Origin of the sequence: Azospirillum himalayense (genome assembly GCF_042657465.1) — a bacterium.
In the GTDB taxonomy this organism is placed as follows: Bacteria; Pseudomonadota; Alphaproteobacteria; order Azospirillales; family Azospirillaceae; genus Azospirillum; species Azospirillum himalayense.
This window is the reverse complement of the sequence record NZ_JBHSLC010000087.1, coordinates 90,876-109,926: the sequence shown is the minus strand read 5'-3', so window position 1 is coordinate 109,926 and position 19,051 is coordinate 90,876. Positions and strand designations below refer to the sequence as shown.

Sequence of the window (19,051 nt, the reverse complement as noted above, 5' to 3'; positions counted from 1 at the left end):
TCCCTTTGCTTGTTTGCCTGTTTCGGAGGCAGCGTCCGCGGTCTCCGACCCGAAAGCGTTCGACAAAAAGAACCCGTTCCCGGAGAGAGGAATCCACCCATGATCCGTGCGAAGCTGGCTGTGACCGCCGCCGCCGTCGCCCTGGGGGCCGGCCTGTGGGCCGGGGCCGCCCAGGCCGACATCACCATCGCGCTGGCCGGTCCGATGACCGGCGCCGCCGCCGCCTATGGCGAGCAGACCCGCGCCGGCGTCGAGGCCGCCGTGGCCGACATCAACGCCAAGGGCGGGCTGCTCGGCCAGAAGCTGGTCCTGACCATCGCCGACGACGCCTGCGACGCCAAGCAGGCGGTGGCCGCCGCCAACAAGCTGGTGAGCCAGAACGTCGCCGCGGTGATCGGCCATGTCTGCTCCGGCGCCTCGATCGCCGCCTCCAACGTCTATGGCGAGGAGGGGATCGTGATGATCTCCCCCACCGCGACCAGCCCGCAGCTCACCGACCGCGGCCTGAAGAACGTCTTCCGCGTCTGCGGCCGCGACGACCAGCAGGGCGAGGTGGCGGCCAAGCTGATCGCCGACCGCTACAAGGGCAAGAAGGTCGCCATCGTCCACGACAAGCAGGCCTACGGCCAGGGCCTCGCCGACGACGTGAAGCGCCGGCTGAACGCCGCCGGCATCACCGAGGCCGCCTTCACCAGCATCACCGCCGGCGAGAAGGACTATTCCGCCCTCGTCACCCGGCTGAAGTCGGACGGGGTGGACGTGCTCTACTACGGCGGCTACGACCAGGAGCTGGGTCTGATCGCCCGCCAGGCGGCCGACCAGCAGTTCCGCCCGCAGATCATCGGCGCCGACGGCATCCAGCCGCAGTCCTACTGGAACATCGCGGGCGAGACGGCGGAAGGCACACTGTTCACCTTCTCCCCCGACCCGCAGCGCAATCCGGCCGCCAAGCCGGTGGTGGAGGCCCTGCAGGCCAAGAACATCCGCACCGACGGCTTCACCCTGTTCGCCTACGCCGCGGTGCAGACCTACGCCGAGGCCGTGCAGAAGGCCAACAGCGCCAAGTCCGACGCCGTGGCGAAGGCGCTGCGCGCCGGCCCGTCCTTCGACACGGTGGTCGGTTCGCTGTCCTTCGACGACAAGGGCGACCTGAAGCAGCCGGGCTACGTGTTCTGGGCCTGGAAGAACGGCGAGAAGGTCCAGGTGGACTGAGTCCATCCGGCCGATTCGGAAAGGAAGGAAGGCGGGGCCGCCGTGCTCCGCCTTTTTTCTGCGCGCCGTTCTTCCACCCGGCGGATTCGGGATGGTCGGCGATTGCCAAGGGCCGGGTGCGAACCTTTTGCCCGCTCCCGTGTTTGGGCAGAGGTAACCAAACACCGCCAACCAACAGCGCCATTGGGCAGGGAGGCCGCGATGCACCGTCACGCCGGACGCCGTTCGCGCAACCGCGGGACCGCCGGAATCATTCTGTGCGCCGGCCTGCTCGGCCTCGGCGCCTGCGCCGGCCTCGCTCCGCCGCGCAGCGCGGAGCCCGCCCCTGGGGCGGTGGAAGCACTGAACCGCTTGGTGCAGAGACCTTGCAATCGTCAGGTCGCGTCCGTCCTGGCGGGTGAGGGCATTCCGGTGGAGCAGTTCCGGGCCGCGGTCTACAGCGAATTGCGCACCGGACCGGGCGGGCGGGTGTCGCAATACGAGATCTGGCTGTACTCGCGGGACAAACCCGGCGTGCTCATCGTCAATACGGACGAGACGTGCCGTCCGATGCAGATTTACACGCGGGAAGGCGGCAGTCTGCAGGCCTTCAAGGCGGGGTAGGCAAAGCTCCGCTCGTCCGCGTTGGGAGGATGCCGCTTTGGCCCCTGGCAATCGCCGACTCCGATTCCGGAGCCGGGCGGGTTGGCAATCGCCGACTTACCCGCGCGCGGCGGGCAGGATCTTGCGTTCCGGAATCGGCGGGGGCGAGGGGTAGAGCAGGACGCCGGTGTCGGAGAACTCCACCCGTGCCGCCTCGTAGACGGCCAGCGCCAGATCGAGCGCCACCCGGAACTCCGGCTTGAAATGCTTCAGCTCCTTGTAGCCGCCGCCGAACTGGGTGAAGAGCGCCTTCCAGGTCACCGGAATCGGGTCGCGCAGCACGTGCAGCCGGTAGGCCAGCCAGACATAAACGTCGATCGCCATCGAACAGCCGCCGATGTGGCGGATCGCCGGCTCCCAGATCGGGACGGGGGAGCGCTTCAGCGCGGCGAAGAAGGTTTCCGACAGCTGCACCGTCTCGCGCCACAGCGTGCCCTGGCCGTCGTCGTCGCGCAGGCGGATGCCGCCGTTGACGATGTTCTCCTTGGCGAAGCCCTCGGCCCCGTCCTTGTCCCAGAAGAAGGTCAGGCGGCACAGGTTGATGCGGGTCGCCTGCTCCTGCACCGCCTTGTAGGTGGAGCCGCCGGCCGAGACGCCCATGCGGTCGAGCCAGTCGTTCATCGAGCGGCCAAGCTCGATCTCGCGGCTGTTGTCCTGAATGGCGCGGGTCTGGAGATAGAGCAGGATCAGCCGCGCCTTGGCGCCGTAGGGGACGCCGACCGGCATCAGGCTGCCGTCGCGCTTGCGCTCCTTGCCCGGCTCGACCAGCAGGGTGACGCGGCCCTGGTCGCGACGCCATTCGGCGTCCGGCGCCAGCTTCCGGTGGGGCAGGCTGGTCAGGCAGAATCCGGAATAGGTGATGCCCAGCGCATTGGACTCGTCCTCCAGCACCGCCGCCGCGACATCGACGACGCTGGCCCGCTTCGGGTCCACGAGGTTCCGCGCCTCGCGCCGGCCATGCGTCATGATGAGTTGGTGCACGTCGCCCATAGGTCCCCCCGTCCATTCTGCCTGCAGTCGACCATGCACCGCCGGGAGAGTCCATTTGGCGATCGCCGACGAGGCTAATTGAGACCTAATTGCTGGAGTCTATTTGCTAGGTCGGCGATTGCCTGGGGACGACTCGGGGGTGCGTCGGCGATTGCCAGAAGACTCGTCGGCGTTCGCCAAGGGACCTTGTGGGAATCGTCGGTGACTCGGGACGACTCGGGCATTGGTCGGCGATTGCCAAGGCGGGGTAGGGCAGGCGAGTCGCGACTCGGGAATTCATGGGGTGGTCTTGCCGATGTCTGGCCGGATGGTCGGCGATTGCCAAGGCGTCGCGGTGGGCCGGTTTGGCAATCGCCGACTCCTCCTTCTCCCGCCCCGGGAGAGGGAAGTTGGAATGGTCGGCGATTGCCAAGGCGACTCCCCCGATGCCGGGCACCCCTGCCTTGCGGGACCATGCGGGCACGAAACGCCAGCGCGGCTGTTTACGCTTGGCCTCCGCGGCGAGGGGGCATGCTTTGGGAGATCCGCGAGATGAGCGACGAGGATTTCACGGGCCGCGTTCTGGACGGCGTGAACGGGCTGGACGGAACCGCCCGCCGCAAGGCCGTCGCCCTGGGCGCGGAGGTGCCGGCCCTGCGCGACGGGCTCCAGGTGCCCAGCTCCCGCATGGTGCTGATGCCGGCGCTGGGGGCGCTGTGGGCCGCCGGGCTCGGCATGGAGAAGCCGGGCTGGTCGCGCCTCGCCCGCCAGGGGCTGCTCGCCATCGCGCTGGGGACGGTGGCCGGCAAGGGGATCAAGCGCGTCGTCTGCCGCGCCCGCCCGAACGAGGGCCGCGACCCCAGCCGCTGGGGCAAGGCGGACGGCAAGCACGCCTCCTTCCCCTCCGGTCACGCCATCAACGTGTCGGCGCTGACCACGGCGGTCGGGCTGAACCGCGGCCTTTCCCCGGCCACCATGGTCAGCCTGGGTTTCGCGGCGGCGGTGGGCTGGTCGAGCCTCGCCACCGAGCGGCACTGGGCGTCCGACTACGCCGCCGGCATGGCGACCGGCGTGCTGGCCGGTCTGGCCGCCAAGGCGCTGGACGGCTGGGCGGAGGATCGCCTGTCCTAAGAGGCGGGCTTTAGCCCGCCGGATCGGCGAGCGCGTGCAGCAGCCGTTCGCGGATCTGGGCGAGCTTGCTCTCGTGGGTGACCTTCAGGCCGAAAACGTCCTTCACATAGAAGACGTCGATGGCCTTCTCGCCATAGGTCGAGATCTTCGCCGAGGAGATCTGCAGGGTCAGGTTGGTCAGCGCGCGGGTCAGGTCGTAGAGCAGGCCGGGGCGGTCGCGCCCGTTGACCTCGATCACCGTGTGGGTGGTGGAGGCGTTGTTGTCGATCAATACGCGCGGCGGCACGTGGAAGACGCGGGTGCGGCTGGCGTGCGGGGCCTTGCGCTTGGCCAGATCGTGCAGCGGCTTCAACTGGCCGGACAACACCTTCTCGATCATCACCGACAGCTTGGCGAGCTTGTCGCCGCTCTCGAAGGCGCCGCCGCCCGCCGCGTCCTGCACGGTGAAGACGTCCAGCGCCATGCCGTTGGTCATGGTGAAGATGCGCGCGTCCACGATGTCCGCCCCCGCCGCCGCCAGCGCCCCGGCGAGGCGGGAGAACAGGCCGTGGTGGTCGGTGGCGAAGATCGTCACCTCGGTGATCGCCCGGCCGCGGTCGATGCGCGTGTTGACGGTCAGCGGACGTTCGTCGCGCAGCGCCTCGCGGACCAGCCGCGCCTGCCGGCCCAGCGTCTCCGTGTCGAAGGCCAGCCAGTAGGCGGGATAGCCGAGCGCGAGGTGCTGCTCGAAATCGGCGTCGTCGAAGTCGGACAACTCGGCGCGCAGCGCCGCCTGGGCGGCCTGGATGCGGCGCCCGCGCCCTTCGACCGACAGGCCGCCGGACATCACCTCCTCCGAGCGGTTGTACAGCTCGCGCAGCAGCGTGGCCTTCCAATTGTTCCAGCGCTGCGGTCCGACCGCCCGGATGTCCGCCACCGTCAGCACCAGCAGCAGGCGCAGCCGCTCCGGCGACTGGACGAGCGAGACGAAGTCGCGCACCGTCTTGTCGTCCTCCAGGTCGCGCTTGAAGGCGGTGTAGGACATGGCGAGGTGCCAGCGCACCAGCCAGGCGACCGTCTCCGTCTCCTCCGCCGTCAGGCCGAGGCGCGGGCACAGCTTCTCCGCCACCCGCGCGCCGAGGATGGAATGGTCGCCGCCGCGGCCCTTGGCGATGTCGTGCAGCAGCACGGCGACGTAGAGCGCGCGCCGCGAGACCACCTTGTGGATCACCTCCGACGACAGCGGCAGCTCGTCGGTCAGCTCGCCCATCTCGATCTTGTGCAGGATGCCGAGCGCGAACAGCGTGTGCTCGTCCACCGTGTAGACATGGTACATATCGTACTGCATCTGCGCGACCACCCGGCCGAAGTCGGGGATGAAGCGGGCCAGCACCCCGGCCTCGTTCATGCGGCGCAGCGTGATCTCGGGGTCCTTGCGGCCGGTCAGGATCTCCAGGAACAGCCGGTTGGCCTCCGGGTCGGCGCGCAGCTTCGGCCCCACCACCGACAGCGAGCGCGTGATGGCGCGCAGCGCGTTGGGATGGATGTCGATGTCGTTCTGCTGGGCGGTGTGGAACAGCCGGATCATGTCCAGCGGCTCGTCCTTGAACTGGCGGTCGCTGCGGACGTTCAGCCGCTCGCCGTCCACCACGAAGCCGTCCACATCCTTGCGGCGGGCCAGGGCCGCCAGCCGCAGGATGTTGAACTTGGGCGGGCGCTTCGATTCCGCCTCCAGCGCCGCGCAGAAGATGCGGGTCAGGTCGCCCACGTCCTTGGCGACCAGGAAGTAATGCTTCATGAAGCGTTCCACGCCCTTGGTCCCGGCGTGGTCGGTGTAGCCCATGCGGTTGCCGATCGACGTTTGCACGTCGAAGGTCATCCGGTCCTCCATGCGCCCGGTCAGGTAGTGCAGGTGGCAGCGCGCGGTCCACAGGAAGTTCTGCGCCTTGGCGAAGCGCTGCGCCTCCTCCGGCAGCAGCACCTTCTTGCCGACCAGATCGTCCACGTCCTCGACCCGGTACAGATACTTGGCGATCCAGAACAGGGTCTGCAGGTCGCGCAGGCCGCCCTTGCCGTCCTTCAGGTTGGGTTCCAGCACGTAGCGGCTGTCGCCCAGCTTCAGGTGGCGGTTGTCGCGCTCGGCCAGCTTGGCCTCGACGAACTCCGGCCCGGTGCCGGCCACCACTTCGCGGTCGAAGCGGCGGCGGAGCTCGGTGAACAGCTTGCGCGGACCCCAGAGGTAGCGCGATTCCAGAATGGCGGTGCGGATGGTGACGTCGGCCTTGGACTGGCGGATGCAGTCGTCGACGCTGCGCACCGCATGGCCGACCTTCAGCCCGAGGTCCCACAGGATGTAGAGCATGTACTCCACCACCTGCTCCACCCGCGGGGTGCGCTTGTAGGGCAGCAGGAACAGCAGGTCGATGTCGGAGAAGGGCGCCAGCTCGCCCCGGCCGTAGCCGCCGGTGGCGACGATGTCGAACACCTCGCCGGAGGTCGGGTTGGGGGTCGGGAAGATATGGGTGACCGTGAGGTCGGCCAGCGAACGCACCACCCCGTCGGCGAGGTAGCAGTTCTGCCGCACGCAGTCCTCGCCCGATCCCTTGGCCTCGAAACGGGCGCGCACCTCCGCCCGCCCGTCGTTCAGCGCGCCGCGCAGCCGGGCGATCAGGGCGGGGCGCAGCTTGTCGCCGGTCCCATGCTCCGCCACCAGCTTCTCCAGGTCCTCCGCCAGCTTGCGCCGGGACAGGATCGCGCGCTTGTTGGGGATGTTGGCGGTGCCGGCGTCCTTGGCGTCGGACGCGTCGGCTGAGGCGGCGCGGGTGGAGAGCATCGGCAAAACGTGAGCCTTCCCAGGGATGCGAGGGGTGCGACGAACCGTGCGGCGTCCCGACTATAACGGGAAAGACGATAATTCGCACGCGGCACACCAAAAGAGGCTGCCGTCTGTTTCCTGCATGATCCCGTTGGGAGCGCCGCAATGACGGCAATGCTGTGATGGCCGTCACTGACGCGCTCCATCCCAAAGAGGTAAGGAGCTACCAGTGAGATACGCGCGAGGGAGGCCATTGATGATCCCGAACCCCGGAACGGCACGGCGGGAGCTGGCGAACCTCGGGAACGCCCTGACCCTGGCGGAGCGCGGCCTGCCGCGTCACACCCCGGCCGAATTGATGGCCTGGCTGGTGCACGCCCTGGCGCTGTGCCCCGGCTCCATCGGCGACGCGCTTCTGTTCGAGATCTGCGGCACCGCCACCGACGCCAAGGCCTCCGACGCCGTCAAGATCGCCCAGATCCGCAAGGGCTGGGCCGCGGTGGTGCGGGCGCAGTTCCGCCTGCGCGGGCTGACCGTGGTCGGCGGCGGAGGCGACTGGCGCGCCTGCGCCGCCTGACGGACGGCGTTTCCTTCCCCGCTTACTCCTCGCGCACCGACAGGTGGATGTTGGCGCCGCCGTTGCCCTCAAGGATCTCGGCGGCCTCGACCTCGTCCTCCACCTCGGCGGTGCGCACCCACAGGATGACGCCGCCGGCCTCCAGCGCGCGGCTGAATTCGTCGGTGTCGGGGTGGCTGGTCAGCTCGTCCAGGTAATCCTTGATGGCGACGCCGCCCAGGCCGGCGGCGACGATGGCCGCCAGCGGTGCTGCGATCGGGCCGCCGACGATGGCGAGAAGCCCGGCGGTGGTCAGGGGAAAGGCGTATTTCAGCTCACCCACCAAGCCGGTCAGGGCCTCGTCCGACGGGGCCTGCGGTCGCTGGTCGGCGGCCTCCAGCGAGGTGTGGCTGGCCAGCACCGACAGGTCGTCGCGGTCGAAGCCGGCGTCCAGAAGGGCGGCCACGGCCTTGTCGAACGCCTCGCGGGTCTTGAACAGGGCGACGACCTCGCGCACCTCCCGGACGGTGTCCTGGCCGTCCGTGGTGCGGCCATCTGTGTTGTCGGGCGTTTGCGTCACGGCGGTCTCCTTCAGCTTCGGCTGCTCGTTCTGCTTGCTCGTCCTACGGGCATCGAACAGTCTAACGAAGCGGTCATCGCGGCACCAGCGCGGGCGTGCTAGGGTGCCGGCCCGACCTTGCCCGTCACAACGCAACCGGTTGAAGACCCGTGTCCGACGCGCCCGCCGCCATTTCGCCCGCCGCCATTCCCCCCGACGCCACCCCGATGATGGCGCAGTATCTGGAGATCAAGCAGGCCCATCCCGACTGCCTGCTGTTCTACCGGATGGGCGATTTCTACGAGATGTTCTTCGAGGACGCGGTGAACGCCGCCCGGACGCTGGACATCGCGCTGACCAAGCGCGGCCAGCATCTGGGCGAGGACATCCCGATGTGCGGCGTCCCGGTCCACAGCCACGAATCCTACCTGCAGCGCCTGATCCGCCAGGGTTTCCGCGTCGCCATCTGCGAGCAGATGGAGGACCCGGCGGAGGCCAAGAAGCGCGGTTCCAAGTCGGTGGTGAAGCGCGGCGTCATCCGCATCGTCACCCCCGGCACGCTGACCGAGGACAGCCTGCTCGACTCCCGCGCCTCCAACTGGCTGGCCGCGGTGGCCGAAGCGGCGGGCGGCCTCGGGCTGGCCTGGCTGGAGCTGTCCACCGGCGAGCTGGTCGTGCAGCCGGTGGAGCGCGCCGGGCTGGGCGCCGCGCTCGGCCGCCTCGACCCGCAGGAGGTTCTGGTCTCCGAGAAGCTGTGCCAGAGCCCCGACCTCTACGAGCTGTGGGGCGAATGGAAGTCCCGCCTGACCGTGCAGCCGACCCCGCGCTTCGACAGCGAGAACGGACGGCAGCGGCTGCTCGCCCTCTACGGCGTCGGCACGCTGGACGCCTACGGTCCGTTCTCCCGCGCCGAGGTGGCGGCGGCCGGCGCTCTGGTCGCCTATGTGGAGCTGACGCAGAAGGGCCGCGTGCCGCGCCTGTCGCCGCCGCGCCGGCTCGGCCCCGGCGCCGTCATGGAGATCGACGCCGCGACCCGCCGCAACCTGGAGCTGACCCGCACCCTGACCGGCGACCGGCGCGGCAGCCTGCTCGCCACCATCGACCGCACGGTGACCGGGGCGGGGGCGCGCCTGCTCGCCGCCCAGCTCTCGGCGCCGCTGACCAACCCCGCGGCCATCGCCAAGCGGCTTGACATGGTCGAATTCGCGCTGAACGAGGAGCGGCTGCGCACCGACCTGCGCGAGGCGCTGCGCCGCTGCCCGGACCTGGAGCGCGCGCTGTCCCGCCTGACGCTGGGGCGCGGCGGCCCGCGCGACCTCGCGGCCGTGCGCGACGGTCTCGCCCAGGCCTCGGCCATCCGCCTGCTGCTCAACGGCCATCCCGGCGGCCCGCTGCCCGACGGGCTGGGCGCCGTGGCCAAGGGGCTGGGCGAGCACAGCGAGCTGGTCCAGCAATTGACCCAGGCGCTGGCGCCGGAATTGCCGCTGCTTGCCCGCGACGGCGGCTTCATCGCGCGCGACTATTCCTACGCGCTCGACGAGCTGGTGACGCTGCGCGACGAGAGCCGGCGGCTGATCGCCGGGCTTCAGGTCAAATACGCCGGCATCGCCGGTGTGCCGGCGCTGAAGATCAAGCACAACAACGTGCTGGGCTATCACATCGAGGTGACGGCGACCCACGCGGACAAGCTGATGTCCGAGAAGGGGCGCGAGGTCTTCATGCACCGCCAGACCATGGCGAACGCCGTGCGCTTCGGCACGGTCGAACTGTCGGACCTGGAGCGCCGCATCTCCGAGGCCGCCGACAAGGCGCTGGCCGTGGAGCTGGAGCTGTTCAACGACCTCGTGGAGGAGGTGACCAGCCGCGCCGAGACCATCGCCCAGGCGGCCCACGCGCTGGCCGCGCTGGACGTCGCCGCCTCGCTGGCCGAGCTGGCGGCGGAGCGGCGCTACCGCCGGCCGATGGTGGACGGCAGCCTCGCCTTCTCGATCAAGGGCGGGCGCCACCCGGTGGTGGAGGCGGTGCTGGACGCCGGCAACGCCGGGCCCTTCGTCGCCAACGACTGCGACCTCGCCCCGGACAACCGGCTGTGGCTGCTGACCGGCCCGAACATGGCCGGCAAATCGACCTTCCTGCGCCAGAACGCGCTGATCGCCGTGCTGGCGCAGATGGGCGGCTTCGTGCCGGCGGAGAGCGCGCACATCGGGGTGGTGGACCGGCTCTACAGCCGCGTCGGCGCCGCCGACGATCTGGCGCGGGGCCGGTCAACCTTCATGGTGGAGATGGTGGAGACCGCGGCCATCCTGAACCAGTCCGGCGACCGCGCGCTGGTCATCCTGGACGAGATCGGGCGCGGCACGGCGACCTTCGACGGCCTTTCGATTGCCTGGGCCTGCGTGGAGCATCTGCACGACGTCAACCGCTGCCGCGCGCTGTTCGCCACCCATTACCACGAGCTGACCATGCTGGCCGGCAAGCTGCCGGGCCTGTCCTGCCACACCATGCGCATCAAGGAATGGCAGGGCGACGTGGTCTTCCTGCACGAGGTGACGGCGGGTGCGGCGGACCGCAGCTACGGCATCCATGTGGCGAAGCTGGCCGGCCTGCCCGGCGCCGTGGTGGGCCGCGCCGAGGAGGTGCTGACCATCTTGGAAGCGGGTGACCAGAACGCCGCCATCCACCGTCTGGCCGAGGATCTGCCGCTGTTCAGCGCCGCCCTGAAGCGTCCGCCGCCGGCCCCCGCGGTGTCGGCGCCCGCCGCCCCGCCGGAACCGTCGCGGGTGGAGGAGGCGCTGAAGTCCATCGATCCCGACAGCCTGACGCCGCGGCAGGCGCTCGACGAGTTGTATCGTCTGCGGGGCCTGCTCTCTTAAGCGGGAATATTTGCGAAGATATACACGCCATTGTATGAAAAACCGCCGCAGCAGCGTCCCGAGCCATGGGCAAGGGGCGTTGTCATCCAAGCGGCGGAAAGGGGGTGTGTTTATTGACCCCTGGTAAGGTGCTGGTGATCTGCACGGTCATTCAGACGGTCGTCGCGATCCTCGCGCTGCTCGTCGCCGTGCTGTAACCCAGACGACGGAGGGACGGCGTAGCAGCGCCGCCCCTCTTTTCGTGTGCACGCCGTTCCGGCCGTTGGCCGTTCCGAACGCGCGGTACCGGAGGTGTCGTCTATTGACCACTGGTGCGGGAAATATAGCGTCGCTTCACAGCCGCCGCAATCCCCTCCCGTGGCGGCTTCACGCCCGTTCCACCGCGTCCTCGTCCAGCGGGGCGCCGCGGTCCTGAATGGGAGTGACATGACGTTGGGCAGCGGGGCGTTGCGCGTGGCGCAGCTTCTCCTCCACCGCCTCGTTGACGAACTGGTCGAGCGAGCGGCCTTCCCGCTCGGCGGCCTTGGACGCTGCGGATTCCAGCGACTTGTGCAGATGAACCATTCGGTGCCTCCCCCAACGCGGAACGGGATCTGTCCGGTGCTTCAGATGGGAAGCCCGCGCCCGCGCTGCGAGCCGCCTTACCCGGAAGCGCCGTCCCGATCGGAAGCGTCCGGTGGGGCGCTCGCGGGTGGCAGGAGAGGCTTGGCGTGCAGCGCGCGGGCGGCGACGGCCATCGGGTCCTCGCCCGGCGCGCAGGGATGGGTGGCGGCCAGCAGGGCCTCGGGCACGCTGGCGGCGAGGTAATCGGCCACCGTCTCGTGCACCGGGATGATCATGGCGATGCGGGTCAGGTCCACCACCTTGCGCACCTGCCCGGACGCGCAGAGCAGGGACAGGGCCTTGCCCGCCGACAGGGCCTCTCCGTTCATCACCAGCAGGAGGCCGATGCCGGCGCTGTCGACGAACTCCAGCCCGGTCAGGTCGAGGAGGTGGCGGCGCTCCGTCCCATTCTTCACGTCGGCAATGGCCTGCCGCACCGGGCCGGCGTCCTGGCTGGTGAAGCGCCCGGTGAGCACCAGACGGGTGAAGTGCCGCTCCTGCTCCTTGCGATACTGCACGGTCCGCACCCCTTCCTGACGTCCGGCGGCCATGATCCGGTCCGGGCCTTCCCTGGGCAAGCGGTCGGCGGCCTGCGGTCCTGCGCGATGTTGACGCAGGGCAGCCCCTTTTTGTCACGGCTTCCTTGTCCCTTGACGGCGTGCCGCGGCAGTCCTACAAGCGGAGGCACGTGGTGATTTGGTCGACCGGCTTGCGGGCCACGTAAAACAACCCGCTAAAAAGGTCCGAGCCGCGTCCGCGCCTCGACCCGATCGGTCGGGGCGTTTTTTGTTGTGCCGGTCTGCCCCGCCGGCGGACAGAGGAGACACAGCGGCCATGGCGCGCACCGATCATCGCAATCCGAACGTCGCGGGGCTTCGCCCGCGTTCCCGTCTGGTCCATGGCGGCGTCCGCCGCTCGTCCTTCGACGAGACCTGCGAGGCGCTCTACCAGACCTCCGGCTTCGTCTACGGCTCGGCGGAGGAGGCGGAGAGCGCCTTCGTCAACGACGGCTCCCGCCACGTCTATTCGCGCTTCCGCAACCCGACCACGGCGATGTTCGAGGACCGGCTGTGCGAGTATGAGGGGGCGGCCTGGGCCTACGCCACGACCAGCGGCATGGCCGCGGTGCACGGCGCCCTGTGGTCGAACCTGCGCACCGGCGACCGCATCGTGGCGCCCCGCTCGCTGTTCATCTCCTGCTACTGGGTGATCAAGGAGCTGTCGGCCCGCTTCGGGGTCGAGGCGGTCTTCGTCGACGGCACCGACCTGTCCCAGTGGGAAGAGGCACTGGCCAAGCCGACCAAGGTCGTCTTCCTGGAGACGCCCAGCAACCCGGGGCTGGAGGTCGTCGACCTGCGCGCGGTCAGCGCTCTCGCCCACAAGGCCGGGGCCAAGGTGGTGGTCGACAACGCCTTCGCCACGCCGGTGCTGCAGCGCCCGTTCGAGATGGGGGCCGACGTCGTCATCTATTCGGCGACCAAGCACATCGACGGCCAGGGCCGCTGTCTGGGCGGCATCATCCTGACCAACGACAAGCAGTACGGGTCGGACGTGATCCACCCCTACCTGCGCCACACCGGCCCGACCATTTCGCCCTTCAACGCCTGGCTGCTGCTGAAGGGGCTGGAGACGCTGGAACTGCGCGTGTCGGCGCAGAGCGCGGCGGCCCTGACGGTGGCGGAGTTCCTGGAAGGCCACGCGAAGGTGGAGCGGGTGCTCTATCCGGGCCTGCCCAGCCACCCGCAGCACGATCTCGTCCGCAGCCAGATGACCGGCGGCGGCACCATGCTGTCGATCTTCCTGAAGGGCGGCAAGGAGGAGGCCTTCCGCGCCCTGAACGACCTGCGGATGGTGATGATCTCCAACAATCTTGGCGACTCCAAGAGCCTGATCACCCACCCCGACACCACCACCCACTCCAAGCTGACGGTCGAGGAGAAGGCGGCGGCGAACATCCGCCCGAACCTGCTCCGCCTGTCCGTCGGGCTGGAGGACGCCCAGGACATCGTCGAAGACCTCGACCGCGCGCTCGCTTCCCTGTAAAGACTGGACCCGGAACCAAATGCTGCAGTGCAGCGTTGGCGTCCGGGTCACGGTTTTTTCGGCCCGGCCGGGGCCTTTGCTCCGGTCGGGTCCTTTGGTGAGGTGGAGCGAATGGCGAGACGCAAGGCCGGCAACGGCGAACCGACGCAACGCTTTCTGACGGTGGCGGGCGATCTGACCCGGACCGGCGTCAAGACGGGCGAGATGGGGGTGGCGGCGGCCCAGACGATCGGCTACCGCACCGCGATGATGGCGGCGGCGATGAACAACCCCATCGACCTCGCCAACCCGGAGTTCGTCCGCATGGGCTCCGAGAAGGTGGAGGCGATGGTGGAGGCCACCCACGCCGTCGCCAAGGGCATCGGCGAGATGCAACAGGCCTGGATGACCCTCATGCAGGGCCAGCTTCAGGCCGCCATGGTGATGGTGACCGGCCTCGGCCAGTGCCGCAACCCCGTCGACCTGATGGAACTGCAACGCCGCACCGTCACCGAGACGGTCGAGGCCGGCATTCACGCCGCGCTCTACATGGTCGAGTCGGCCACCGCCCTGACCCAGGCCGGCATGACCCCCGCCTACCGCACCGTCCGCGCCAACGCCCGCCGTCTGGCGAAGCAGCACGGTTAAGTTCGCGGTTCACCGCGACGGCACAAGACACGATCTCCTTCGTGCTTTGCGCCGCCGCGGGCGAAGGCTCTTTTCAGCGTCTTGCGATCACTGCCCCAGCACTTCGAAGCTGGATGGGGCGGGATCGATCACGCGGGGACCGCCGGGGGTGACCTCCAGAACGGCCAGACTGCGTTCCACGACGCCGTCCGCGCGCAGGCGGAAGACGCCGTCCATGCCTTCGAAGCCGTTGGGGTTGTTCAGCGCCGCGCGGTCGAAGCGGCCCGACGCGTCGGGCATCTTGGCCAGCACCGCGGCGATGGCCGTGGCGTCGTAGGACAGGGTGGCGATGCGCGGCGGCTTGCGCCCGTAGGTCCGCTCGAAGCGCGCCTCGAAGTCGGCGCGGCTCTGCGGGGCCGGGGCGGCGAACCAGGCGCCGGCCAGAGCGGGTTCCTGGCCAAGGCCGGGCTCGTCCCACAGGCCGGTGCCGAGCAGCTTGACCTGCTGGGTGTTCAGCCCGTTGGCGGACAGCGCCGACGCCAGCCCCTGTGCGCGCGGCCCGCCTTCGGCCAGCATGACCGCCTGCGGCTGCACGCCGGCTTGGGTCACCTGCCGCGCCGGCTGGGCGAGGTCGGTCACCGCCGGATCGTAGCGCTCGACCTGCGCCACCTGCCCGCCGAACTGGCGCGAGGCGGCCTGCACGGCGTTGACCACGGCGTCGCCATAGGCGGTGCGCGGGGCCAGCGCGACGTAGCGGGTGGCGCCGCGCGAACGGGCGAAGCCGACCACGCGGGTGACCTGATCGGCGGGCACGAAGCCCAGCACATAGGTGCCGTTGCCGGCCTGCGTCCAGTCGTTGGTGAAGGCCAGCACGTCCACGCCCGCGGACTGGGCGACCGGCTTCACCGCCGCCACGTCGGCGGCGAACAGCGGGCCGAGGATCAGGCTCGCCCCCTCGGCGATGGCCTGCCGTGCCGCGTCGGCGGCGCCGGTGGGCGTGCCCTTGGTGTCGCGGGGCAGCAGCTCGAACCGGTCGCCGGCCAGATCGAACAGCGCCATCTGCGCCGACTCCAGCATGGCCTGCCCGATGGCGGCGCTGGACCCGGACAGCGGCAGCAGGATCGCCACCTTCAAGGTCTGCGGGGCGGCCGGGACGGCGGCGACGGGCGCTTGCGGCGCTTGAGTCGGCGGCGCCGGGGCCTTTACAGTCGAGCAGGCCGAAAGCGTGCCGACAACCAACAGGGCGGCGGCAGCCTGCTGCCCCCAAGCGCGCGAGAAAGGTGTCGTCAAGCGTGCCACCAACGATCTCCACATCCGGTCCGGCGCCCGAGCCCGTTTCCGGGCCCGGCGTCTCTGGTGACGCTGAAGGTAGCGAGCCGAGGGCCGCAAGTAAACTCGGCGCCGGCCTTTATGTGGTCGCCACCCCCATCGGCAACGCCGCCGACATCACGCTGCGCGCGCTCGACACGCTGCGCCGCGCCGATGCCATCGCCTGCGAGGACACGCGGGTGACGGCGAAGCTGATGGGCATCCATGGCATCCACACGCCCTTCGTCTCCTATCATGAACACAACGCGGCAAAGATGCGTCCGGTCCTCATCGGCCGCATGAAAGCGGGCGAGTCCATCGCGCTGGTCACCGACGCCGGCACGCCGCTGGTCTCCGACCCCGGCTACAAGCTGGTGCGCGAGTGCGTGGCGGAGGGGGTGGCGGTCACCACGCTGCCCGGCGCCTCCGCCCCGCTGGTGGCGCTGGTGCTGTCCGGCCTGCCGACCGACCGCTTCCTGTTCGCCGGCTTCCTGCCCAACAAGAGCAGCGCGCGGCGCGCCACCGCCGGGGAACTGAAGAACGTTCCCGCCACGCTGGTCTTCTTCGAGTCGCCGCAGCGCCTGCCCGAGTCGCTGGCCGACCTCGCCGACATCCTGGGCGCGCGGGAGGCCGCGGTGGCGCGGGAGCTGACCAAGCTCTACGAGGAGGTGCGGCGCGGCACCCTGCCGGAGCTGGCCGCCCACTACGCCGAGGCCGGCCCGCCGAAGGGCGAGGTCGTGCTGGTCATCGGCCCGCCCGGCGAGGAGGCCACCCCGACCGAGGCCGATGTGGACGCCCTGCTGCGCGAGGCGCTGAGCCGCCTGTCGGTCCGCGACGCCGCCGCCGACGTGGCCGCCCGCACCGGCCAGAACAAGCGGACCGTCTACGCCCGCGCGCTGGAGCTGTCGCGGGAGGGGAAACCATGAGCGCGCCGGGCGCGCTGCGCCGCCGGGCGGAGAATTACGGCCGCTACGCCGAGCAGCTCTGCCGCTTGGCGCTGCGGCTGAAGGGTTACCGCATCCTGGAAAGCCGCCTGCGCACACCCATGGGAGAGATCGACATCGTGGCCCGGCGGGGCGACACTCTGGCGATCGTCGAGGTCAAGGCCCGCGGCGACTGGGACACCGCGAACGAGGCGGTCAACGCCCGCCAGCGGGGCCGCCTCGCCCGCGCCGCCCACGCCTATCTGGGGGCCAACCCCCGCTATGCCGGCTATGTCTTGCGCTTCGATGTCATGCTCGTTACCCCTTGGTCGTGGCCGCGCCACGTCCCGGACGCGTGGCGGGCCTGACGCGAAGGCTGAAGAAGAGGAAGGACGCCGCCCGTGACCAGCCGCGCCGAGGCCCGTGACATCCTGCGCCGCGTGGGGCAGCAGCCGGACGAGCAGATCGATCTGGCCGAAGCCGCCCTGGCGCTGGGCGCGCTGGAGGTGCCGGGCGCCGCGCTGGCCGACTACCGCCGTCACCTCGCCGATATCGCCCATGATCTGGCGGAGCGCGTCTCGCCCACCCTCGACGGGCTGGAGGCCCGCGTCTCCTGGCTGCACGAGGTGATCGTGGAGCGGCACGGCTACGCCGGCGACCAGGACACCTACGACGACCTGCAGAACGCCAACCTGCTGCGCGTCATCGACCGCCGCCGCGGCCTGCCGGTGGCGCTGGGCATCCTGTACCTGCACGCCGCCCGCTCGCAGGGCTGGACGATGCTGGGGCTGAACTTCCCCGGCCATTTCCTGGTGCGGCTGGAGGCCGACGGCGCGCGCGCCATCCTCGACCCCTTCAACGAGGGGCAGGTGCGCACCGCCGTGGACCTGCGCGACCTGCTGAAGGCCACCGCCGGCAGCGCGGCGGAGCTGGAGCCCGGCCATTACCAAACCGTGTCCAACCGTGAGATTTTGTTGCGGCTGCAGAACAACATCAAGCTGCGCCACCTTTCCGCCCGCGACGTGCCGCGCGCGCTGGAGGTGCTGGAGGCGATGCGGCTGTTCGCCCCGGCCGAGGCGTCGCTGTGGCGGGAGACCGGCCTTCTGGAAGCCCACAACGGCAACCTCGCCGCCGCCATCGCCGCGCTGGAGACCTTCCTGGAGCTGACCGCCAGCGAACGGCACCGCCATCAGGTCGCCGCGCTGATCCAGCAGCTCAAGAACCAACTGAACTGACCCCACTTTCAAAAGCCCGTTTCGGAGACCCGCAGGATGAGCCTCGCCGTCGCCTTCCAGATGGACCCCATCGAGTCCATCAACATCGACACCGACTCGAGCTTCATGATGGCGCTTGAGGCGCAGAAGCGCGGGCACACGCTCTACCACTACCACCCGCGCGACCTCAGCCTGACCGGCAACGTCCTGACCGCCCGCGTGCGCGAAATGACCGTGGTCCGCCAGAAGGGCGCCCACTACACGCTGGGCGAGCCGCGGATCGTCGACCTGTCGACCATGGACGTGGTGCTGATGCGCCAGGACCCGCCCTTCGACATGGCCTACATCACCGCCACCCACATGCTGGAGCACATCCAGCCCAAGGTGCTGGTGCTGAACGACCCGGCGGAGGTGCGCAACGCGCCGGAGAAGCTGTTCGTCACCCATTTCCCCGACCTGATGCCGCCGACGCTGATCACCAGCGACAAGCAGGCGGTCCTGGACTTCCGGGCGCAGCACAAGGACATCATCGTCAAGCCGCTGTTCGGCAACGGCGGGGCCGGCGTCTTCCACCTGAAGCCGGACGACGAGAATCTCGGCTCGCTGCTGGAGCTGTTCACCCAGCTCTACCGCGAGCCGGTGATCGTGCAGAAGTACCTGCCGGAGATCCGCCAGGGTGACAAGCGCATCATCCTGATCGACGGTGAGCCCGCCGGCGCCGTCAGCCGCATGCCCCAGGAGGGCGAGGCCCGGGCCAACTTCCACGCCGGCGGCAGCGCCAAGAAGACGGAGCTGACCCCGCGCGAGCAGGAGATCTGCAAGGCCATCGGCCCGGTGCTGCGCGAGAAGGGTCTGGTCTTCGTCGGGATCGACGTGATCGGCGACTACATGACCGAGATCAACGTGACCTCGCCCACCGGCATCCAGGAGATCAACCGGCTCGACGGGTCGGCGCTGGAGGCCACCCTGTGGGACGCCATCGAGCGCCGCCACCGCGAGAACAAGGGCGAAAACAAGGGGGCCTGAAAAAACCCTCTCCCGCCCCGGGAGAGGGAAGGGGCCCACACGTCAGTGTGGGAAGGGTGAGGGTGCCGGCAACAGGTTGGCACTCCAATCCTTGGATGGACCCTCACCCGGCGCCTTCGGCGCCACCCTCTCCCGGGGCGGGAGAGGGAATTGGTCTCGAACGAAAAGCTAATCGCCCTTCGGAAACGCCTCGATCTGTTTCAGAGCAATTTCCAGATCGCGGAGAGTCAGGCGTCGTGCGTTTTCGGCCAAGGACGACTCCAAAGAAACCCGTTTCCCATCGGTGCCCTCGACCGCATCGAGCGCGGCGAACAAATGTCCAAGTGGAATGTCGAGCTTGTCGCTCAACCGGATCAGCGTCTCTACGCTCGGCAGGTTGATGCCACGTTCCATGTTCGAGACAGCGTCAGGGGACCGGTCGAGCAATTCGGCAAACTGCTCCTGCGACATGCCCTGCGCTTTCCGAATGGCGCGGAGTCGTAGTCCAAATGCGATTTTCCGGTCCATGGCCGGACTTTCCTCCCGGCCAGAGTGGTTGACCACCGATCCTAACTCGGATTATCAATAAAAATCCGAGGCACGTTTGGAAGGA

General features: G+C 69.3%; 18 protein-coding genes and 1 riboswitch. Of the genes, 11 read left to right on the top strand and 7 right to left on the bottom strand.

All coding sequences use genetic code 11. The features are described from left to right. The first annotated feature begins 99 nt into the window (after positions 1 to 99). Both ACFPMG_RS25575 and ACFPMG_RS25570 read left to right on the top strand, forming a co-directional pair. Positions 100 to 1,212, top strand: coding sequence for an ABC transporter substrate-binding protein (locus ACFPMG_RS25575; protein WP_109069897.1), 1,113 nt, complete (start codon positions 100 to 102; stop codon positions 1,210 to 1,212). 201 nt (positions 1,213 to 1,413) lie between these two features. Next, positions 1,414 to 1,815 carry a hypothetical protein gene (locus ACFPMG_RS25570; RefSeq protein ID WP_376998058.1) on the top strand — a complete coding sequence of 134 codons (402 nt, stop codon included), beginning with the start codon at positions 1,414 to 1,416 and terminating at the stop codon, positions 1,813 to 1,815. Positions 1,816 to 1,911: 96 nt separating this feature from the next. Here the strand turns inward: ACFPMG_RS25570 and ACFPMG_RS25565 are convergent, their stop codons facing one another. Beyond that, positions 1,912 to 2,844, bottom strand: coding sequence for a replication protein RepA (locus ACFPMG_RS25565; RefSeq protein WP_014238998.1), 933 nt, complete (start codon positions 2,842 to 2,844; stop codon positions 1,912 to 1,914). A gap of 531 nt (positions 2,845 to 3,375) precedes the next feature. Between ACFPMG_RS25565 and ACFPMG_RS25560 the strand changes: the two genes are divergently transcribed. Beyond that, on the top strand, positions 3,376 to 3,954 hold the full coding sequence (locus tag ACFPMG_RS25560; protein ID WP_376998057.1) for a phosphatase PAP2 family protein: 579 nt from the start codon (positions 3,376 to 3,378) through the stop codon (positions 3,952 to 3,954). Positions 3,955 to 3,964: 10 nt separating this feature from the next. Here the strand turns inward: ACFPMG_RS25560 and ACFPMG_RS25555 are convergent, their stop codons facing one another. After that, entirely contained in the window at positions 3,965 to 6,766 is a 2,802-nt protein-coding gene (locus ACFPMG_RS25555) for a [protein-PII] uridylyltransferase (protein ID WP_376998244.1), read from the bottom strand. A 238-nt stretch (positions 6,767 to 7,004) separates the two neighbouring features. On the opposite strand from ACFPMG_RS25555, the gene ACFPMG_RS25550 reads away from it, so the two are divergent. Beyond that, on the top strand, positions 7,005 to 7,325 hold the full coding sequence (locus tag ACFPMG_RS25550) for a hypothetical protein (protein ID WP_109069893.1): 321 nt from the start codon (positions 7,005 to 7,007) through the stop codon (positions 7,323 to 7,325). Positions 7,326 to 7,347: 22 nt separating this feature from the next. Here the strand turns inward: ACFPMG_RS25550 and ACFPMG_RS25545 are convergent, their stop codons facing one another. After that, entirely contained in the window at positions 7,348 to 7,884 is a 537-nt protein-coding gene (locus tag ACFPMG_RS25545; protein ID WP_376998055.1) for a hypothetical protein, read from the bottom strand. Positions 7,885 to 8,090: 206 nt separating this feature from the next. Between ACFPMG_RS25545 and mutS the strand changes: the two genes are divergently transcribed. Continuing rightward, the gene (mutS, locus tag ACFPMG_RS25540) at positions 8,091 to 10,736 is read left to right on the top strand and encodes a DNA mismatch repair protein MutS (protein ID WP_376998242.1); all 2,646 of its coding nucleotides are present in this window, start codon (positions 8,091 to 8,093) and stop codon (positions 10,734 to 10,736) included. Positions 10,737 to 11,102: 366 nt separating this feature from the next. On the opposite strand, the gene ACFPMG_RS25535 is transcribed toward mutS, so the two are convergent. Next, on the bottom strand, positions 11,103 to 11,300 hold the full coding sequence (locus tag ACFPMG_RS25535) for a hypothetical protein (RefSeq protein ID WP_376998054.1): 198 nt from the start codon (positions 11,298 to 11,300) through the stop codon (positions 11,103 to 11,105). A gap of 77 nt (positions 11,301 to 11,377) precedes the next feature. Further along, a complete protein-coding gene (locus ACFPMG_RS25530; RefSeq protein ID WP_376998053.1) occupies positions 11,378 to 11,890 on the bottom strand; it encodes an STAS domain-containing protein in 513 nt (170 codons plus the stop codon). A 127-nt stretch (positions 11,891 to 12,017) separates the two neighbouring features. After that, a riboswitch (SAM riboswitch) is annotated at positions 12,018 to 12,097 on the top strand. A 76-nt stretch (positions 12,098 to 12,173) separates the two neighbouring features. Between ACFPMG_RS25530 and metZ the strand changes: the two genes are divergently transcribed. Next, positions 12,174 to 13,382, top strand: a complete 1,209-nt coding sequence (gene metZ / locus ACFPMG_RS25525; RefSeq protein WP_237904502.1) for an O-succinylhomoserine sulfhydrylase — start codon at positions 12,174 to 12,176, stop codon at positions 13,380 to 13,382. 111 nt (positions 13,383 to 13,493) lie between these two features. Next, positions 13,494 to 14,009 carry a phasin family protein gene (locus ACFPMG_RS25520; protein WP_014239009.1) on the top strand — a complete coding sequence of 172 codons (516 nt, stop codon included), beginning with the start codon at positions 13,494 to 13,496 and terminating at the stop codon, positions 14,007 to 14,009. An 87-nt stretch (positions 14,010 to 14,096) separates the two neighbouring features. On the opposite strand, the gene ACFPMG_RS25515 is transcribed toward ACFPMG_RS25520, so the two are convergent. Continuing rightward, positions 14,097 to 15,287: a penicillin-binding protein activator gene (locus ACFPMG_RS25515; RefSeq protein WP_376998052.1), complete on the bottom strand. Its 1,191-nt coding sequence runs from the start codon at positions 15,285 to 15,287 to the stop codon at positions 14,097 to 14,099. Here ACFPMG_RS25515 and rsmI point away from each other — a divergent pair. Genes rsmI through gshB form a run of 4 tightly spaced genes read left to right on the top strand, consistent with a single transcriptional unit; the run spans position 15,281 to position 18,459 of the window. Then, entirely contained in the window at positions 15,281 to 16,222 is a 942-nt protein-coding gene (gene rsmI / locus ACFPMG_RS25510) for a 16S rRNA (cytidine(1402)-2'-O)-methyltransferase (RefSeq protein ID WP_376998051.1), read from the top strand. The genes ACFPMG_RS25515 and rsmI overlap by 7 nt on opposite strands. Continuing rightward, positions 16,219 to 16,587, top strand: coding sequence for a YraN family protein (locus tag ACFPMG_RS25505; protein ID WP_014239012.1), 369 nt, complete (start codon positions 16,219 to 16,221; stop codon positions 16,585 to 16,587). Before rsmI ends, ACFPMG_RS25505 begins: the two co-directional genes overlap by 4 nt. 33 nt (positions 16,588 to 16,620) lie before the next feature. Continuing rightward, entirely contained in the window at positions 16,621 to 17,454 is an 834-nt protein-coding gene (locus tag ACFPMG_RS25500; RefSeq protein WP_376998050.1) for a SirB1 family protein, read from the top strand. Between the two features lie 36 nt (positions 17,455 to 17,490). Beyond that, the gene (gene gshB / locus ACFPMG_RS25495; RefSeq protein ID WP_376998049.1) at positions 17,491 to 18,459 is read left to right on the top strand and encodes a glutathione synthase; all 969 of its coding nucleotides are present in this window, start codon (positions 17,491 to 17,493) and stop codon (positions 18,457 to 18,459) included. Between the two features lie 168 nt (positions 18,460 to 18,627). Here the strand turns inward: gshB and ACFPMG_RS25490 are convergent, their stop codons facing one another. Then, positions 18,628 to 18,966 (bottom strand): helix-turn-helix domain-containing protein, encoded by a 339-nt coding sequence (locus ACFPMG_RS25490; protein WP_376998048.1) that lies wholly within the window; start codon positions 18,964 to 18,966, stop codon positions 18,628 to 18,630. Positions 18,967 to 19,051 lie beyond the last annotated feature (85 nt).

Excerpts from the sequence above, each read along its gene's own strand:
- ACFPMG_RS25575 (WP_109069897.1), top strand. The coding sequence starts at position 100 with ATGATCCGTGCGAAGCTGGCTGTGACCGCCGCCGCCGTCGCCCTGGGG.
- ACFPMG_RS25570 (WP_376998058.1), top strand. The coding sequence starts at position 1,414 with ATGCACCGTCACGCCGGACGCCGTTCGCGCAACCGCGGGACCGCCGGA.
- ACFPMG_RS25565 (WP_014238998.1), bottom strand. The coding sequence starts at position 2,844 with ATGGGCGACGTGCACCAACTCATCATGACGCATGGCCGGCGCGAGGCG.
- ACFPMG_RS25560 (WP_376998057.1), top strand. The coding sequence starts at position 3,376 with ATGAGCGACGAGGATTTCACGGGCCGCGTTCTGGACGGCGTGAACGGG.
- ACFPMG_RS25555 (WP_376998244.1), bottom strand. The coding sequence starts at position 6,766 with ATGCTCTCCACCCGCGCCGCCTCAGCCGACGCGTCCGACGCCAAGGAC.
- ACFPMG_RS25550 (WP_109069893.1), top strand. The coding sequence starts at position 7,005 with ATGATCCCGAACCCCGGAACGGCACGGCGGGAGCTGGCGAACCTCGGG.
- mutS (WP_376998242.1), top strand. The coding sequence starts at position 8,091 with ATGATGGCGCAGTATCTGGAGATCAAGCAGGCCCATCCCGACTGCCTG.
- ACFPMG_RS25535 (WP_376998054.1), bottom strand. The coding sequence starts at position 11,300 with ATGGTTCATCTGCACAAGTCGCTGGAATCCGCAGCGTCCAAGGCCGCC.
- ACFPMG_RS25530 (WP_376998053.1), bottom strand. The coding sequence starts at position 11,890 with ATGGCCGCCGGACGTCAGGAAGGGGTGCGGACCGTGCAGTATCGCAAG.
- metZ (WP_237904502.1), top strand. The coding sequence starts at position 12,174 with ATGGCGCGCACCGATCATCGCAATCCGAACGTCGCGGGGCTTCGCCCG.
- ACFPMG_RS25520 (WP_014239009.1), top strand. The coding sequence starts at position 13,494 with ATGGCGAGACGCAAGGCCGGCAACGGCGAACCGACGCAACGCTTTCTG.
- ACFPMG_RS25505 (WP_014239012.1), top strand. The coding sequence starts at position 16,219 with ATGAGCGCGCCGGGCGCGCTGCGCCGCCGGGCGGAGAATTACGGCCGC.
- gshB (WP_376998049.1), top strand. The coding sequence starts at position 17,491 with ATGAGCCTCGCCGTCGCCTTCCAGATGGACCCCATCGAGTCCATCAAC.
- ACFPMG_RS25490 (WP_376998048.1), bottom strand. The coding sequence starts at position 18,966 with ATGGACCGGAAAATCGCATTTGGACTACGACTCCGCGCCATTCGGAAA.